This window comes from Christiangramia fulva (assembly GCF_003024155.1).
GTDB lineage: Bacteria > Bacteroidota > Bacteroidia > Flavobacteriales > Flavobacteriaceae > Christiangramia > Christiangramia fulva.
Genome location: NZ_CP028136.1, coordinates 1,742,884 through 1,757,778, shown reverse-complemented (window position 1 = coordinate 1,757,778; position 14,895 = coordinate 1,742,884). Strand labels below are relative to the sequence as shown.

Sequence of the window (14,895 nt, the reverse complement as noted above, 5' to 3'; positions counted from 1 at the left end):
AATCTGTAATTTAAGCATGAAGCAAAAATACTTAATCGCTTTCTTACTTATTGGTTTTCTGATGTTTGCTGCCCCGGCTACCGCACAGGAATCTGCTCGTGCCGCTCAGCATACCGAAACGCCAATTGAAGGCCTGTCGATCTACCCTAATCCGGTGACCGGCGGTAAGGTATTTATTTCCTCTTCTAAAAATCACGATAAGATCATCGAAATCTACAATGTTCTTGGGAAATCTGTTTATAAAACACGTATCCGTGGCCGAGAACTTGATGTTTCCACGCTTGCTCCCGGTATTTATATTTTGAAGATTCAGGAAGATAAGGCCCGCGCCACCCGCAAGATCGTGGTTAAATAAAACAAGAGCATTAACCTTTTTGTACCAGCTTCTGTTTCCAGAGGCTTTTTTTATTCCTTAATTTTGGAAAGTTTTCAAACCGGCTTATGCTAAAAGACGATATTTTCAATATTTCCAATTCTGATGAGTTTGATGAGGTATGCCTAAGGGTGTTTCAGTTTCAGTTTGAAAATAATGAGATTTACAACCAGTTTTGCCGTTTAGTGAATAAAGATCCTGAAAAGGTCACTTTAATTGAAGAAATTCCTTTTTTACCCATTGAATTCTTTAAAACCAAAAAGATAATTTCCGATAAAAAAAATCCGGAAATAATCTTTACCAGCAGTGGTACCACCGGAAGTCTTACAAGCTCACATTATGTAACCGACCTCACTGTTTACGAAAGAAGCTTTTTTGAAGGATTCAAAAAGTTCTACGGAAAGCCTGAAGATTACATCATCCTGGCTTTACTGCCCTCCTATCTTGAAAGGACCGGTTCATCGCTTATTTATATGGTAGATAAGCTTATAAAAGCTTCCAGACACAGCGACAGTGGATTTTATCTTAATGAACTGGACCTGCTGGCAAATAAATTGTCAGATCTGGACAAAACAGGAAAAAAAGTGCTGCTGATCGGGGTTTCATTTGCCCTTCTCGACCTGGTTGAAAAGTATAATTTCAATCTTGAAAATACATTTATTATGGAAACCGGCGGAATGAAAGGAAGGCGAAAGGAAATGATCAGGCAGGAGCTCCACGATATTCTGAAAAAAGGTTTCGGCACTTCTCAAATTCACAGCGAATACGGAATGACCGAGCTGCTTTCCCAGGCCTATTCAACCGGAAATGGCATTTTTGAATGTCCGCCGTGGATGAAAATTCTTATTCGTGATCCAGAAGATGCACTGAACCTCATTCCTCCAAACAAAACGGGAGGAATCAACATTATCGACCTTGCGAATATTAATTCCTGTTCCTTTATTGCCACTCAGGACCTGGGACGAATTACCGCTCGAGGAACCGAGATTTTAGGGCGTTTTGACAACAGTGATATCAGAGGTTGTAACCTGCTGATAATTTAACATATTTTTTTAGTTAGCGGTGTAAAGTATTGGGGCTTAAGCCGACAGAAATATTGCAGAAGAAAATTCATAGTAATTTCTCCTTCTGCGGCTAAGTGAAATTTTTCATATTAGATTGGTTAGTTAGTTGCGAAGCCTTCAGGAGTCCTTCCTGAGGGCTTTCGTATTTCTGAATTTTTGCTAAAAAAATGTTCAGGTCAGGAAGCTTTTATAAAAACTTTAATATAAAGAGAAAGCTCATTCCATAAATTAGAAGGACTAACCAAAAAAATACAGATGACTCTGCATTATATTGTTATTTGTTCTTTAATTCTCGCCGGAATCTGCTCGGCGATTGTGATTTTCGATATCGTTATTCTTGGTAATAAACAGCATATGATGATCATGAATTTTGTGTATCCCATCACTATGCTTTATGCGGGCCCTATTGGGCTTTGGTTCTATTATACCATCGGAAGAAAATCTACTCACAAAGCAGTCATGGAAGCCAAAAATAAAGGAGAAAAACCACCAAATAAAAGAAAACCCTATTGGCAAAGCGTTTGCGTTGGTGTCCTACACTGCGGAAGCGGCTGTACTTTAGGAGATATTATTGCTGAAACCACTCTCATCTTTTTCCCGCTGGTGATCTTCGGAAAGGAGATCTTTGGAGCCTGGGCGGTGGATTACATTCTTGCCCTGTTCATTGGGATTCTTTTTCAATATTATTCTATAAAACCCATGAAAGGCCTTTCGGTCAAGGAAGGATTAAAACAGGCCATAAAGGCCGATACCCTCTCACTTACTTTCTGGCAGATCGGAATGTACGGCTGGATGGCCATCGCGACCTGGTTGATTTTTGATCATAAGTTACATGCCAGTAAACCCTTGTTCTGGTTTATGATGCAGATTGCCATGTTTTGTGGATTTATGACGGCTTTCCCCATCAATTGGTGGTTGATCAAAAAAGGCATCAAAGAGGAAATGTGATTTTACAAATGCCTGAAAATGGGATTAATTCATCTTCAATTTGAACCATTTCCAGATCCTTTCAGGGTTTTTTTCAATAAAAAAATCCTGAAAATTAATCCAGGATTTTAAATAATTTTCGACCTTTTCAGGCTATACCGCCCTGATGATATAGGTATTCTTTTTACCCTTATTCAGGATTACATATTTGCCATTGATCAGATCTTTGCTTGTAATGGAATAATCTTCTTTTACTTTTTCCTTATTTACAGAAACTGAATTTTCTTTCAAAGCCCTTCTGGCTTCTCCGTTTGAATTTAAAAAACCGGTTTTTGCCGAAAGAGCGCCTATCATATCAAGGCCTTCCTCAATTTCTGCCAAAGGAATATCAGCCTGCGGTACACCTTCAAAAACATCCAGAAAAGTAGCTTCATTTAGTTTTTTGAAATCTTCGGCGGTACTTTTTCCAAAGAGAACTTCAGACGCAGTCACTGCGTTCTCCAGCTCTTCCTGGTTATGAACGGTAAGCGTAACCTCTTCAGCCAATTTTTTCTGAAGTATTCTTTTGTGTGGCGCTTCTTTATGCTCTTCTACTAAACTTTCGATCTCATCTTTTCCTAAAAAAGTGAAAATTTTAATATACTTTTCAGCATCCTCATCGCTGGTATTCAGCCAGTACTGGTAGAATTTATAAGGGGAAGTCCTTTTTGGATCAAGCCAGATATTTCCACCCTCGCTTTTTCCGAATTTGCTGCCATCACTTTTGGTAATTAAAGGGCAGGTAAGAGCGTATGCTTTACCTCCCGCCTTTCTTCGCACGAGTTCAGTTCCGGTGGTGATATTTCCCCACTGGTCGCTTCCTCCCATCTGCAGTGTACAATCTTTTTCCTCAAAAAGATGATAAAAATCGTATCCCTGCACCAGCTGATAAGTAAATTCCGTAAAGGACATACCATCTGTACCTTCACCCGAAATTCGGTTTTTCACCGAATCTTTAGCCATCATATAATTAACGGTGATATGTTTCCCCACATCGCGAATGAATTCAAGAAAACTTATCTCTTTCATCCAATCGTAATTGTTCACCATCAGCGCGTCATTTTCTTTGCCGCTTTTAAAATCAAGGAATTGCGAAAGCTGTTCTTTTACGCATTGCTGATTGTGGCGCAAGGTTTCTTCATCGAGTAAATTTCGTTCACTGGACTTCCCGCTGGGATCACCTATCATCCCGGTAGCACCACCCACCAGGGCGATGGGCCTGTGGCCGGCTCTTTGTAAATGAGCTAATAGCATTATGGGCACCAGGTTTCCTATATGAAGCGAATCGGCTGTTGGATCAAATCCCACATAGGCAGATCGCATTTTTTCATTCAAATGCTCTTCTGTTCCAGGCATGGTATCGTGAAGCATGCCTCTCCATCTAAGTTCTTCAACCAGATTTTTCATCATTAAAATTCCAAATTTTTTAAAAGCAGGCGTAAAGATACCATAAACCTTTATTTTTCCTAAGTGCTTTAGCTATATTTACCGCATGATTCTTGTAACCGGCGGAACAGGACTGGTTGGAGCTCATCTTCTATTTGAGCTCACCAGGAAATACGATACAATAAGAGCGACGAAAAGACACTCCAGCGATTTGCAGGCGGTGCGAAAAGTTTTTGCCTATTATACCACCGCGGCCGAAGCAGATCTATTATTTGAAAAAATTGAATGGATCACGGCAGATATTAATGATATTCCGGCACTTACTGAAGCCTTTAAGGAAATATCTATTGTTTATCATTGCGCGGCTTTGATCTCTTTTGATCCTTCTGACGAGAAGAAACTGCGAAGGATCAACATTGAAGGAACCGCAAATATTGTTAATTTTTGCATTGCCAACAACATTAAAAAATTGTGTTATGTAAGCAGTGTAGCAGCTTTGGGATCAATTCCGAAGCAAGATATGACCGATGAAAAACTCAATTGGAATCCAGAAGAAAACCATAACGATTATGCCATTTCTAAATATGGTGCCGAAATAGAAGTCTGGCGTGGCTCTCAGGAAGGTCTCGAGGTGGTGATCGTGAATCCGGGAATTATTCTTGGACCGGGTTTTTGGAATAATGGCAGCGGAGAAATTTTCAGCAGAATTGATAAGGGATTAAAATATCATTTCCCAAAAGTCAGCGGATTTGTTGGGGTTCAAGATGTGGTGAAGGCCATGATCACTTTAACAGAATCTGAAATATCTAATGAGAAATTTATCCTGGTTTCCGAAAATCTGAGTTTTGAAACCGTCCTAAAAAATGTGGCCCGCTATATCCATAAACCGGAACCTCACAAACGCCTAAAAAAATGGATGATCGCTACCGGCTGGATCTTTCAGAAAATTGGAAGCTGGTTTGGCAGAAAGCAGGAAATTACCAGAGAATCAATAAATGGCCTCTACGAAAATAACTTTTATGACAATAGTAAAATAAAGCAGGCGATCGATTTAAAATTCACTCCGATAAACAAAGTTCTTAAAGAAACCGCTGAAATTTACCTTCAGGAAAAAACTAAAGAATAGAATCTCGTGAAGTTGATATGGAAGGATGGATAATATTATTTTTATTCTGAAGCATTTTCTGTTTGGCTTCAATGATCGAATCTCGATCATATTTTTCAGGATCTAATGAGCGCAGGGAATCTTTTCTCACCTTACTGATACTGTCTTTTATTTTTCTTTCCACTTCGGCAAGAGAATCCATTCTTGTCTTCAATACCTGTATTCTGGCTTTGACGCTGTCATACATACGATCAAAACGCACATAATTTTCGGCGTACCACTCGGTACTTTTTTCAAACTGCACACTATCGATATTGAACTTCTTATAGATATAATCATCGGGAGTAATTCCCATTTGTTCAAGTTTCGATTTGTTGTAATTCCTGGCAGCCTGCACAAGAGAAACTTCGGTAAGAATATCAATCATTTTACCTTCGGGAATTAGATTATCGGGCTTTTCCATTTTGTCGATATGCTGACAGGAATTCAACAGAAAAACCAGGGCTACCAAAGATAGGATATGTTTCTTTCTATCTTTCAAAAGTTATTTTTTCAGCTACTTTGGTAAAAGGCTGATGTTTAAAATTTTTATAGACAAGCCTCCCGTTCACAAAAGTATGGGTTACGCGGGATTTAAAAGTGGTGCCTTCAAAAGGAGACCATCCGCATTTAGAAAAAATATTGTCGGTTTGAACAGCCCATGGCGAATTCAAATCCACAAGCACAAGATCTGCCTTATAACCTTCCCTGATAAAGCCACGTTTTTCCACCTGAAAGAGAATCGCAGGATTATGACAGGCTTTTTCTACGATCTTTTCCAGAGAGATCTTTCCCTGGTGGTACATTTGCAAAAGTGCCGGTAGCGCATGTTGCACGAGCGGTCCGCCACTGGGAGCTTTTGTATAGACATTTTTCTTCTCTTCCTTAGTATGCGGCGCATGATCGGTGGCAAGAACGTCAATATGGTTGTCAATTAGACCCTGAAGTAATGCTTCCTGATCTTCGCGGGTTTTTATTGCAGGATTCCATTTGATATAAGTTCCTTTTTTCGCATAATCCTGGTCGTTAAACCACAGATGGTGGATACAAACCTCAGCCGTGATCTTTTTATCTTTTAAGGCCTTTTTGTTATTGAAAAGACTTAATTCTTTAGCAGTCGAAATATGAAAAACATGCAGACGGGCACCAGTTTTCTGAGCCAATTTTACCGCTTTTGAAGAAGACTTGTAACAAGCTTCAGTGCTGCGAATTTGGGGATGCAATTCAATAGGAATATCCTCCCCATACTTTTCGATACATTCCTGAAGGTTTTTTTTGATGGTAGTCTCATCTTCACAATGCACCGCGATAAGTACAGGAGATTTTTTAAAAATCTGCTCCAGTACTTTTTCATCGTCAACGAGCATATTTCCCGTAGAAGAACCAAGAAAAAGTTTCAATGCCGCTACCTCTTTGGGATCAATCTTCTCAATTTCACTAAGGTTGTCGTTGGTCCCGCCAAACATAAACGAATAATTGGCATAAGAAGTTTCGGCGGCAATCCTGAACTTCTCATCGAGTTGTTCCTTAGTGGTAGTTTGTGGAAGCGTGTTGGGCATCTCGAAAAAAGAAGTGATTCCGCCGGCAACCGCCGCACGTGACCCTGTTTCTATGGATTCTTTATGAGTAAGTCCCGGCTCCCTGAAATGCACCTGATCGTCGATAAGACCCGGCAGCAGGTAAGTTCCCTCAGCATCATAAATACTTACATCGGGAGATTTTGCGCTTATGCTATCGGAAATTTCAGAAATAATGCCGCCTTCAATAAAAACGTCGCCTTCCTGAATTTTTCCTTCGTTTACTATTCTTGCGTTTTTAATTAAAACTTTTTTCATCAGACTTTTATGCTGTTAAACAGACTCTTAATCTTCATTTTTATAACGCCAAAAACGGCTTCAGAAATTATTGAGCTACTCATTTTTGAAGTGCCTCTGGTACGGTCGGTAAATATAACCGGTATTTCCACAATCTTATATTTAAGAAGATGGGCTTTAAATTTCATCTCTATCTGGAATGCGTAGCCTATAAACTGTATCCTGTTGAGATTTATTGCTTCCAGCACTTCCCTTTTATAACAAACAAAACCGGCTGTGGTATCCTCGATATCCATTCCGGTTATAAAGCGAACATAACGCGACGCCAGCCACGACATCAGCACTCTGTTCATAGGCCAGTTGATCACATTTACACCGGTGATGTATCGTGAACCAATGGCAACATCGGCCCCATCCCTTTTACAGGCATTATACAGGCGTATGAGATCATTTGGATTATGGGAAAAATCGGCATCCATTTCAAAAATATAATCATAATCCCTCTTTAGAGCCCATTTGAAACCATGAATATATGCAGTTCCCAAACCTTGCTTCCCATGTCGTTCCTCCAGGAAAAGACTGTCGGGAAATTCGGCCTGTAAGGTCCTCACACTGGTCGCCGTACCATCAGGAGAATTATCATCTACCACCAGCACATGAAATTTACGTCTTTGGTTAAACACATTGCGAATTATGCGTTCTATATTTTCAATTTCATTATAGGTGGGTATAATAATTATCCCATTCACCATTCCCAAATATTTTGCACAAATGTATGCAAATTAAATCTTCGATTCTTTATTCTCTTTGTTCAGATTGAACCCAATAATTTTAAATTTGTAAAAAATTAATCCATGCAGGCCATAGAACGTATAAATAATTCACAGGACTGGATTACCCTGTTGTTCCTGGCATGCATTCTTCTACTTGTTCTCGCAAAAATGCTTTATCCACAGCGTTTTGACGAGTTCATCAACCTTTTTGGCTCGGGTAAATTTATGGCCTTTAAAGGAAAAGAGAATAAAGCTTTTCACGGATTTAACATTTTGATGTTGTGTGTGCAGCTCCTTGCAGTCTCTGCCTTTTTGTTTATAGCATACAGGTATTTTTTTGATTCGGAATTACCTTCATTAATCCTTTTTATTAGAATTTTTACCGCCTATACCTGTTTGATCCTACTTAAAACAGGGGTCGAAAAAATTGTGGGCAACATCTTTGAAATCGATGAAAAAATGGATTACTATGTTTTTCAGAAGATCAGTTACCGCAATTTTATTTCACTTTTTGTGCTGGTAATGACAATTTTGCTGGTTTATACCATCAAGGTTTCCATGGTAATTTTAGCAGTAACAGGTGGTTTGATGTTACTGGCTAACGCTATTGCACTTTTTATTATTTATAGAAGAAATCAAAATATTATTGAGACTAATTGGTTCTATTTTATTTTGTACCTTTGCGCACTCGAAATCGCCCCTTATTTTATTTTGTTCAAGCTAATTACAAGATAAAAAAGGATCTAATAAAGTATATCTATGAAAGTGAAAACAATTTTGGTTTCTCAGCCGGAACCTAAGGTTGAAAACTCACCTTATTTTGAGCTCGAAGAGAAGCAAAAAGTTAAAATTGATTTCATCCCATTTATTCATGTTGAAGGCGTACCTGCTAAAGAAGTAAGGCAGCAAAAAGTTGATCTTTCTAACTTTACCGCCATTATCCTTACCAGTCGTAATGCGGTTGATCATTTCTTTCGCATTGCCGAAGAAATGAGATTTAAGGTACCCGATAGTCTTAAATATTTTTGTCAGAGTGAGGCGGTAGCCTATTATCTTCAGAAATATGTGGTATATCGTAAACGGAAAATTTATGTGGGTAAGCGCACCTTTGCTGAATTGGCCCCTATGATCAAAAAGTATAAGAATGAGAAATTTCTTTTGCCTTCTTCTGATATGCTGAAGCCTGACGTGCCCAGAACTTTGAACAAGCTGGGAGTAGAATGGAAAAAAGCGGTTTTCTATCGAACCGTGGTGAGCGATCTTTCTCATCTTAAAGATGTGACGTATGATATCCTCGTGTTTTTCAGTCCAAGCGGAATAAAATCACTCTTTGAGAATTTTCCTGATTTTAAACAAAACGAAACCAGAATTGCGGTTTTTGGAAACACCACCATCAAAGCTGCCAAAGAACATGGCCTAACGGTAAACATCAAGGCGCCCACGCCTGAAACACCAAGCATGACAATGGCCATAAGTAAATACATCAGTGAGGTGAATAAAAAGCATCAGTAAAAAACTACAATACATCATAAACAGAAAAATCCGGTCTCTCAACCGGATTTTTCTTTTCCAACATTTAAACACAATTCAAGAAAACTATTTCACGGGAGCTCCGTTCATAATCTCATCATTTGCATATTCTTCAAATTTGCTAAAATTATCACTGAAGAAATTAGCCAGTTGCCTGGCCTTTTTATCATAGGCAGTTTTATCGTTCCATGTATTTTTTGGATTCAGTATTTCTGAAGGCACTCCTTCACATTCTGTGGGCATCATTAATCCAAAAAGCTCGTGTTTTTCATATTCACGTTTCTCCAGCTTTCCTTCCAAAGCGGCGCTGATCATAGCACGGGTGTATTTGAGTTTCATTCGGCTTCCCACTCCATAAGGCCCACCGGTCCAGCCTGTATTCACCAGCCAGACATTTACACCGGCTTTTTTCATCTTTTCGCTGAGCATTTCAGCATATTTGGTAGGATGCAGCGGCATAAAAGGCGCTCCAAAACAGGCAGAAAAACTCGGAATAGGCTCATCTACTCCTGCTTCGGTTCCCGCAACCTTAGCGGTGTAACCACTTATAAAATGATAAGCGGCCTGGCCGGGATTCAGTTTACTGATGGGAGGCAAAACCCCGAAAGCATCTGCTGTAAGGAAAAAGATATTCCTGGGATTTCTTCCGGCAGAAGGTTCCTGAATATTATCAATATGATAAATAGGATAACTAACCCTTGTATTCTGGGTGATAGTGGTATTGGAAAAATCTACATTCCCGTCTTCATCCAGCACCACATTTTCCAAAATCGCACCGGGCTTAATTGCATTATAAATATCCGGTTCGCTTTCTTCGGAAAGGTTGATGACCTTTGCATAGCAGCCGCCTTCAAAATTAAAAATCACATCATCAGGCGTCCAGCCATGTTCATCATCACCAATAAGTTTTCTTTCAGGATCAGCGGAAAGGGTGGTTTTTCCGGTTCCGGAAAGTCCGAAGAAGATTGCCGTATCACCCTCTTCTCCAACATTCGCGGAGCAATGCATGGGAAGGGTATTCTGATAGACCGGCAGAAGAAAATTCAACGCTGAAAAAATTCCTTTTTTGATTTCGCCGGTATATCCGGTACCGCCTATAAGAACGATCTTCCTTTTAAAATTAAGGATCGCGAAATTTTCCTGGCGGGTGCCATCTATTTCAGGATCGGCGTGAAATCCGGGGGCATTTACAATTAGCCAGTCTTCATGGAAATCCTCAGCTTCTTCATCAGGTCGCAAAAACATATTAAAAGCGAACATGTTTGACCATGGGTATTCATTGATCACACGAATGTTAAGCTTATAACTTTCTTCAGCGCAGGCAAAAGCATCACGCGCATAGACCTCTTTTCCCGACAAATATTCGGTTACCTTTTTGTACAGGTTATCGAATTGGTCGGGATCAAAAGGAATATTAATATCGCCCCACCAAACCTTTTCCCGCGTAATATCATCTTTTACAATAAATCGGTCTTTTGGAGATCTCCCGGTAAATTTTCCGGTATTTACGGCCAGGGCTCCAAAGGAGGTTTCTACTCCCTGTCCAAGCCTTATAGTTTCCTTTTGAAGTTCCTGTGCTGATAACTGGTAATGAACATTTGCGTTGCGTATACCATAATTCTCTAACGAAATCGTTTTCGTAATTTGGGCGTCTTCAACCATAAAATTCTCAATTCTGTTGTTTGTTTAGTAAGACAAATGTAAAAATCTTCAACAGAATTTGAATAAACTATTTTCGTTTTATTTGTTTTTTAACTTTACAAAACTCACTAATAGTAATATCCATGCGGTAATTAGCAGGCTACCGCCAAGGGGCGTTAACAAAGCGATAACACGAAAATCAAAGTTTGTTAAAGAATTAATGGAAAGTAAATAGATAGATCCCGAAAAAAAGATCACTCCTATTAATATTAATAAGAATATCGTTTTAAGATATTTTAAGTTCAACCTGCTTAAGCTTCCTATGATCAGCAATAGAAAGGCATGATACATTTGATACCGCACTCCGGTTTCAAAGCTGGTAACGGCCTCGGCCGGAACAATTTGCTTTAGGCCATGAGCACCGAAGGCGCCTAATATCACCGCCAATAATCCTAAAATGGCACCGGTAATAAAAAATTTTCTCTCCATGCTTACAATTTTATTTCACTTAAAGATTTAATACATTCGTTGTCACTACACAAAACTAACTTATTTTATGCGAGAAATTCTGATCGTGGGAGCGGGAAAATCTACCTCTGTTCTCATTAATTATCTGCTAAACCAGGCAGAAAACGAAGACCTTTTCCTAAGAATTGGAGATATAGATCTCTTAAATGCCAAAAAAGCCTGTAAAGACCATCCGCGTTGCGAAGCTTTTCAACTGGATGTTTTTAAACCGGAAAGCAGGGAACCCGCCATTAAAAAAGCCGATATCGTTATCTCGATGCTTCCGGCCAGGTTTCATATTGAAGTAGCCAGGGACTGCCTGAAATTTGGCAAGAATATGGTAACTGCCTCTTATGTGAGCGATGAGATGAAAGCTCTTGACAAAAAGGTTAAAGAAAAGGGGCTGATTTTTATGAATGAGATTGGCGTTGATCCCGGTATTGACCATATGAGTGCCATGAAAGTGATCGATTCTATTCGTGATAAAGGCGGGCAAATATTGCTTTTTGAATCTTTTACCGGCGGACTTGTTGCTCCGGAAAGCGATAACAATCTCTGGAATTATAAATTTACCTGGAATCCGCGAAATGTGGTTGTCGCCGGACAAGGCGGAGTTGCGGAATTCATACAGGAAGGCAAATACAAGTATATACCGTACCACCGTTTATTCCGAAGAACTGAATTCCTGGAAATTAAAGGCCACGGAAAATTTGAAGGCTATGCTAACCGAAATTCCCTTAAATACCAAAGTATTTACGGCCTCGAAGATGCGCTTACCCTTTATCGGGGAACGATCAGGAAAGTTGGTTTCAGCCGGGCATGGAATATGTTCGTTCAACTGGGAATGACCGATGATAGTTTTACCATGGAACATTCTGAAGATATGAGCTATCGCGATTTCATAAATTCCTTTCTTCCTTATTCTCCAAACGATTCGGTTGAACTGAAAACACGGCACAACTTAAAAATAGACCAGGATGACATTATGTGGGAAAAGCTTATCGAGCTGGACCTTTTTAATCCGAATAAAAAAATAGGGATCAAAAATGCCACTCCGGCGCAGGCGCTTCAGAAAATATTGATGGATAAATGGACTTTAGAGGAAGACGATAAAGATATGATCGTGATGTACCACAAGTTTGGTTATGAACTAAACAATGAGCGAAAACAGATCGATTCGACCATGGTCCATATAGGGAAAAATCAGGCTGAAACAGCAATGGCAAAAACCGTTGGCTTACCGGTTGCCATGGCCACTATAATGATCCTAAATGGAGAAATTAAAACTCCGGGTGTACAAATTCCTATAAGCAAGGAAGTATATAATCCTATTTTAAAGAAACTGGAAGCGCACGATATCAAATTTGAAGAAAAAGAAACCGAATATCTGGGATACAATCCCTTTGGAGAGGTAGGCAATTAAAATTGGAAAGCATTTTTTGTATTTTAGCTTAATAACTGCAAAAAAATGCCCCATGAAAATTGTCAACGAAAATGTAAAGCTCGACGGGATCGATAAAACCATCCTGAATTACCTGATGGAAGATGCCAAAAAACCGATTCTGGAAATTGCCAAGAATATTGGTATTACAGGCGCGGCAGTTCATCAAAGACTTCGAAAACTGGAAAAATCAGGACTTATTGAGGGTTCAAGAATGATGCTCGACGCGCGCCTCCTGGGTTATAAAACCATGGCTTTTGTGGGAGTTTATCTCGATAAAGCGGTAAGCAATCCACAGGCGGTGAACAAGCTCAGGGAAATCCCGGAAGTAATAGAATGCCATTATACCACCGGGAACTGGTCAATTTTTATAAAGATCCTGTGCCGCGACAATGAACATTTAATGAACGTGCTGAACAAGAATATCCAGGCTATTGAAGGAGTTTCAAGAACTGAAACCTTTATTTCCCTGAATCAGCAAATAAACCGCCAGATAAAGATCTGATCTTTTGGCTACGAATGCACGAATGTTTTAGGAAAGCATTCTTCTACGGCAAGAAAACAAAAATGTCACATTTGACTTCGCTCAATGTGACATTTTTTTATCCTAATTATTTATCCGCCTGGCGGATAGCAATGATTTTTTCATTAAAAAAATTAGCGTCTTCCCATATAAATACTAAGGAAGTACAGCAAAGTGGCCAATGAACCGATGGCGGCCACGACATAAGTACGTGCAGCCCACTTCAGCGAATCTTCTGCCGCCTCATGTTCTGAACCGGTAAGCATATTTTCATTTTCCAGCCACACTAAAGCTCTTTTGCTCGCGTCATATTCCACGGGAAGTGTTATAAAACTGAAAAGCGTTCCCATGGCATACATAATAATTCCAAGAAGCAGTACGGTTTTTCCGATTCCGGCTCCTACGATCCCGAGCAGAATGAGTCCGCCGAAAATCGCAAATTGCGATAATTTCGAAGCTACGCTTACTACCGGCACCAGGGTACTTCTCATTTGTAACCAGCTGTAGGCGTTTGCATGCTGCACGGCGTGACCACATTCGTGAGCAGCGACCGCGGCCGCAGCGGCATTTCTCTGGCTGTAAACTCCTTCACTGAGGTTTACGGTTTTCTTTGCGGGATTATAATGGTCGCTAAGCATACCTGGAGCCGAAATCACTTCAACGTCATAAATGTCGTTATCGTGAAGCATTTTTTCAGCGATTTCTTTCCCGCTCATTCCATTGCGAAGATGCATTTTCGAGTATTCCTTGAATTTGCTCTTCAGTTTATTGCTTACATAAGCACTGGCGATAAAAATTATTATCGCTATTAAATAATATCCCATCATAGGTTTAGTTCAATTTCAGATTAACTTTCAATAAATATCAAAAATCCCGCCATTTCAAAAATATCCTACAACAACTGTCATTTCTATAAAAAGCCTTAAAAAATGTCAATCCTTTTCATTTTAAGCCTGTAGTATTTCTCAAATTCAGATATTAGCTATATTTGCAACAATTACATAAAAACCCACCATGCATTACAAGCGAATACTTTTAAAACTTTCCGGAGAAGCCTTAATGGGAAACCGTCAATATGGCATTGACCCACAGCGACTGGCAGAATATGCCGAAGAAATCAAATCGGTAGTTGAAAAAGGGATAGAACTGGCAATTGTTATTGGCGGGGGAAATATTTTTCGCGGAGTTGCCGGTGCCAGCCGCGGAATGGATCGCGTCCAGGGAGACCATATGGGAATGCTGGCCACGGTTATAAACGGTCTCGCATTGCAAAGCGCCCTCGAAGATGCCGATATCCAGACCAGACTGCAATCGGCTATAAAGATCAACGAGGTTGCTGAGCCTTTTATCAGAAGAAAAGCGATTCGTCATCTCGAAAAAGGAAGAGTGGTGATTTTTGGAGGCGGAACCGGTAATCCGTATTTCACAACCGATTCAGCCGCAGTTTTAAGGGCAATAGAGATCCATGCCGATGTGATCCTGAAAGGCACTCGTGTTGACGGAATTTATACTGCAGACCCTGAAAAAAATAAGGAAGCCACTAAATTCGATTTTATTACTTTTGAAGATGTGATCAAAAAAGGACTTAAAGTTATGGATACTACGGCTTTCACCCTTAGCCAGGAAAATGAACTGCCTATTATCGTTTTCGACATGAACAAGCCCGGAAATTTATTGAAAGTAGTAACCGGTGAAAAGGTGGGAACCAAAGTAAACCTGTAAAACAGAATCAG

Annotated in this window: 16 protein-coding genes; 9 read left to right on the top strand and 7 right to left on the bottom strand. The window is 39.8% G+C overall.

Annotated features, from left to right (window positions below; all coding sequences use genetic code 11):
• Positions 1-16: 16 nt before the first annotated feature.
• The 3 genes from C7S20_RS08120 (at position 17) to C7S20_RS08110 (ending at position 2,385) form a co-directional block, all read left to right on the top strand.
• Positions 17-355 (top strand): T9SS type A sorting domain-containing protein, encoded by a 339-nt coding sequence (locus tag C7S20_RS08120; protein ID WP_107012016.1) that lies wholly within the window; start codon positions 17-19, stop codon positions 353-355.
• Positions 356-441: 86 nt separating this feature from the next.
• Positions 442-1,416, top strand: coding sequence for a LuxE/PaaK family acyltransferase (locus tag C7S20_RS08115; protein ID WP_107012015.1), 975 nt, complete (start codon positions 442-444; stop codon positions 1,414-1,416).
• Between the two features lie 276 nt (positions 1,417-1,692).
• Positions 1,693-2,385: a DUF4396 domain-containing protein gene (locus tag C7S20_RS08110; RefSeq protein WP_107012014.1), complete on the top strand. Its 693-nt coding sequence runs from the start codon at positions 1,693-1,695 to the stop codon at positions 2,383-2,385.
• A 132-nt stretch (positions 2,386-2,517) separates the two neighbouring features.
• Here C7S20_RS08110 and tyrS read toward each other — a convergent pair whose 3' ends face one another.
• Positions 2,518-3,813, bottom strand: coding sequence for a tyrosine--tRNA ligase (tyrS, locus tag C7S20_RS08105; protein WP_193510800.1), 1,296 nt, complete (start codon positions 3,811-3,813; stop codon positions 2,518-2,520).
• Between the two features lie 82 nt (positions 3,814-3,895).
• On the opposite strand from tyrS, the gene C7S20_RS08100 reads away from it, so the two are divergent.
• Entirely contained in the window at positions 3,896-4,915 is a 1,020-nt protein-coding gene (locus C7S20_RS08100) for an NAD-dependent epimerase/dehydratase family protein (protein WP_107012013.1), read from the top strand.
• Here the strand turns inward: C7S20_RS08100 and C7S20_RS08095 are convergent.
• The 3 genes from C7S20_RS08095 to C7S20_RS08085 are packed head-to-tail and all read right to left on the bottom strand — an operon-like array spanning position 4,905 to position 7,499.
• On the bottom strand, positions 4,905-5,435 hold the full coding sequence (locus tag C7S20_RS08095) for a DUF4296 domain-containing protein (RefSeq protein ID WP_107012012.1): 531 nt from the start codon (positions 5,433-5,435) through the stop codon (positions 4,905-4,907). The two genes, C7S20_RS08100 and C7S20_RS08095, sit on opposite strands and share 11 nt — an antisense overlap.
• The gene (locus C7S20_RS08090) at positions 5,425-6,768 is read right to left on the bottom strand and encodes a dihydroorotase (protein WP_107012011.1); all 1,344 of its coding nucleotides are present in this window, start codon (positions 6,766-6,768) and stop codon (positions 5,425-5,427) included. Before C7S20_RS08090 ends, C7S20_RS08095 begins: the two co-directional genes overlap by 11 nt.
• Entirely contained in the window at positions 6,768-7,499 is a 732-nt protein-coding gene (locus C7S20_RS08085; protein WP_107012010.1) for a polyprenol monophosphomannose synthase, read from the bottom strand. The genes C7S20_RS08090 and C7S20_RS08085 overlap by 1 nt, the downstream gene beginning before the upstream one ends.
• A gap of 102 nt (positions 7,500-7,601) precedes the next feature.
• On the opposite strand from C7S20_RS08085, the gene C7S20_RS08080 reads away from it, so the two are divergent.
• The gene (locus C7S20_RS08080) at positions 7,602-8,255 is read left to right on the top strand and encodes a DUF4271 domain-containing protein (protein ID WP_107012009.1); all 654 of its coding nucleotides are present in this window, start codon (positions 7,602-7,604) and stop codon (positions 8,253-8,255) included.
• A gap of 24 nt (positions 8,256-8,279) precedes the next feature.
• Entirely contained in the window at positions 8,280-9,032 is a 753-nt protein-coding gene (locus C7S20_RS08075; protein WP_107012008.1) for a uroporphyrinogen-III synthase, read from the top strand.
• 84 nt (positions 9,033-9,116) lie between these two features.
• On the opposite strand, the gene pckA is transcribed toward C7S20_RS08075, so the two are convergent.
• The gene (gene pckA / locus C7S20_RS08070) at positions 9,117-10,712 is read right to left on the bottom strand and encodes a phosphoenolpyruvate carboxykinase (ATP) (protein ID WP_107012007.1); all 1,596 of its coding nucleotides are present in this window, start codon (positions 10,710-10,712) and stop codon (positions 9,117-9,119) included.
• 78 nt (positions 10,713-10,790) lie between these two features.
• The gene (locus C7S20_RS08065) at positions 10,791-11,180 is read right to left on the bottom strand and encodes a DUF423 domain-containing protein (protein ID WP_107012006.1); all 390 of its coding nucleotides are present in this window, start codon (positions 11,178-11,180) and stop codon (positions 10,791-10,793) included.
• Positions 11,181-11,247: 67 nt separating this feature from the next.
• On the opposite strand from C7S20_RS08065, the gene C7S20_RS08060 reads away from it, so the two are divergent.
• Positions 11,248-12,621 (top strand): saccharopine dehydrogenase family protein, encoded by a 1,374-nt coding sequence (locus C7S20_RS08060; protein ID WP_107012005.1) that lies wholly within the window; start codon positions 11,248-11,250, stop codon positions 12,619-12,621.
• Positions 12,622-12,673: 52 nt separating this feature from the next.
• Complete coding sequence (locus C7S20_RS08055) at positions 12,674-13,144, top strand: Lrp/AsnC ligand binding domain-containing protein (RefSeq protein ID WP_107012004.1); 471 nt, start codon at positions 12,674-12,676, stop codon at positions 13,142-13,144.
• A 152-nt stretch (positions 13,145-13,296) separates the two neighbouring features.
• Here the strand turns inward: C7S20_RS08055 and C7S20_RS08050 are convergent, their stop codons facing one another.
• On the bottom strand, positions 13,297-13,989 hold the full coding sequence (locus C7S20_RS08050; RefSeq protein ID WP_107012003.1) for a zinc metallopeptidase: 693 nt from the start codon (positions 13,987-13,989) through the stop codon (positions 13,297-13,299).
• Positions 13,990-14,176: 187 nt separating this feature from the next.
• On the opposite strand from C7S20_RS08050, the gene pyrH reads away from it, so the two are divergent.
• The gene (gene pyrH, locus C7S20_RS08045; protein WP_107012002.1) at positions 14,177-14,884 is read left to right on the top strand and encodes a UMP kinase; all 708 of its coding nucleotides are present in this window, start codon (positions 14,177-14,179) and stop codon (positions 14,882-14,884) included.
• The last annotated feature ends 11 nt before the right edge of the window (positions 14,885-14,895 follow it).

Excerpts from the sequence above, each read along its gene's own strand:
- C7S20_RS08120 (WP_107012016.1), top strand. The coding sequence starts at position 17 with ATGAAGCAAAAATACTTAATCGCTTTCTTACTTATTGGTTTTCTGATG.
- C7S20_RS08115 (WP_107012015.1), top strand. The coding sequence starts at position 442 with ATGCTAAAAGACGATATTTTCAATATTTCCAATTCTGATGAGTTTGAT.
- C7S20_RS08110 (WP_107012014.1), top strand. The coding sequence starts at position 1,693 with ATGACTCTGCATTATATTGTTATTTGTTCTTTAATTCTCGCCGGAATC.
- tyrS (WP_193510800.1), bottom strand. The coding sequence starts at position 3,813 with ATGATGAAAAATCTGGTTGAAGAACTTAGATGGAGAGGCATGCTTCAC.
- C7S20_RS08100 (WP_107012013.1), top strand. The coding sequence starts at position 3,896 with ATGATTCTTGTAACCGGCGGAACAGGACTGGTTGGAGCTCATCTTCTA.
- C7S20_RS08090 (WP_107012011.1), bottom strand. The coding sequence starts at position 6,768 with ATGAAAAAAGTTTTAATTAAAAACGCAAGAATAGTAAACGAAGGAAAA.
- C7S20_RS08085 (WP_107012010.1), bottom strand. The coding sequence starts at position 7,499 with ATGGTGAATGGGATAATTATTATACCCACCTATAATGAAATTGAAAAT.
- C7S20_RS08080 (WP_107012009.1), top strand. The coding sequence starts at position 7,602 with ATGCAGGCCATAGAACGTATAAATAATTCACAGGACTGGATTACCCTG.
- C7S20_RS08075 (WP_107012008.1), top strand. The coding sequence starts at position 8,280 with ATGAAAGTGAAAACAATTTTGGTTTCTCAGCCGGAACCTAAGGTTGAA.
- pckA (WP_107012007.1), bottom strand. The coding sequence starts at position 10,712 with ATGGTTGAAGACGCCCAAATTACGAAAACGATTTCGTTAGAGAATTAT.
- C7S20_RS08065 (WP_107012006.1), bottom strand. The coding sequence starts at position 11,180 with ATGGAGAGAAAATTTTTTATTACCGGTGCCATTTTAGGATTATTGGCG.
- C7S20_RS08060 (WP_107012005.1), top strand. The coding sequence starts at position 11,248 with ATGCGAGAAATTCTGATCGTGGGAGCGGGAAAATCTACCTCTGTTCTC.
- C7S20_RS08055 (WP_107012004.1), top strand. The coding sequence starts at position 12,674 with ATGAAAATTGTCAACGAAAATGTAAAGCTCGACGGGATCGATAAAACC.
- C7S20_RS08050 (WP_107012003.1), bottom strand. The coding sequence starts at position 13,989 with ATGATGGGATATTATTTAATAGCGATAATAATTTTTATCGCCAGTGCT.
- pyrH (WP_107012002.1), top strand. The coding sequence starts at position 14,177 with ATGCATTACAAGCGAATACTTTTAAAACTTTCCGGAGAAGCCTTAATG.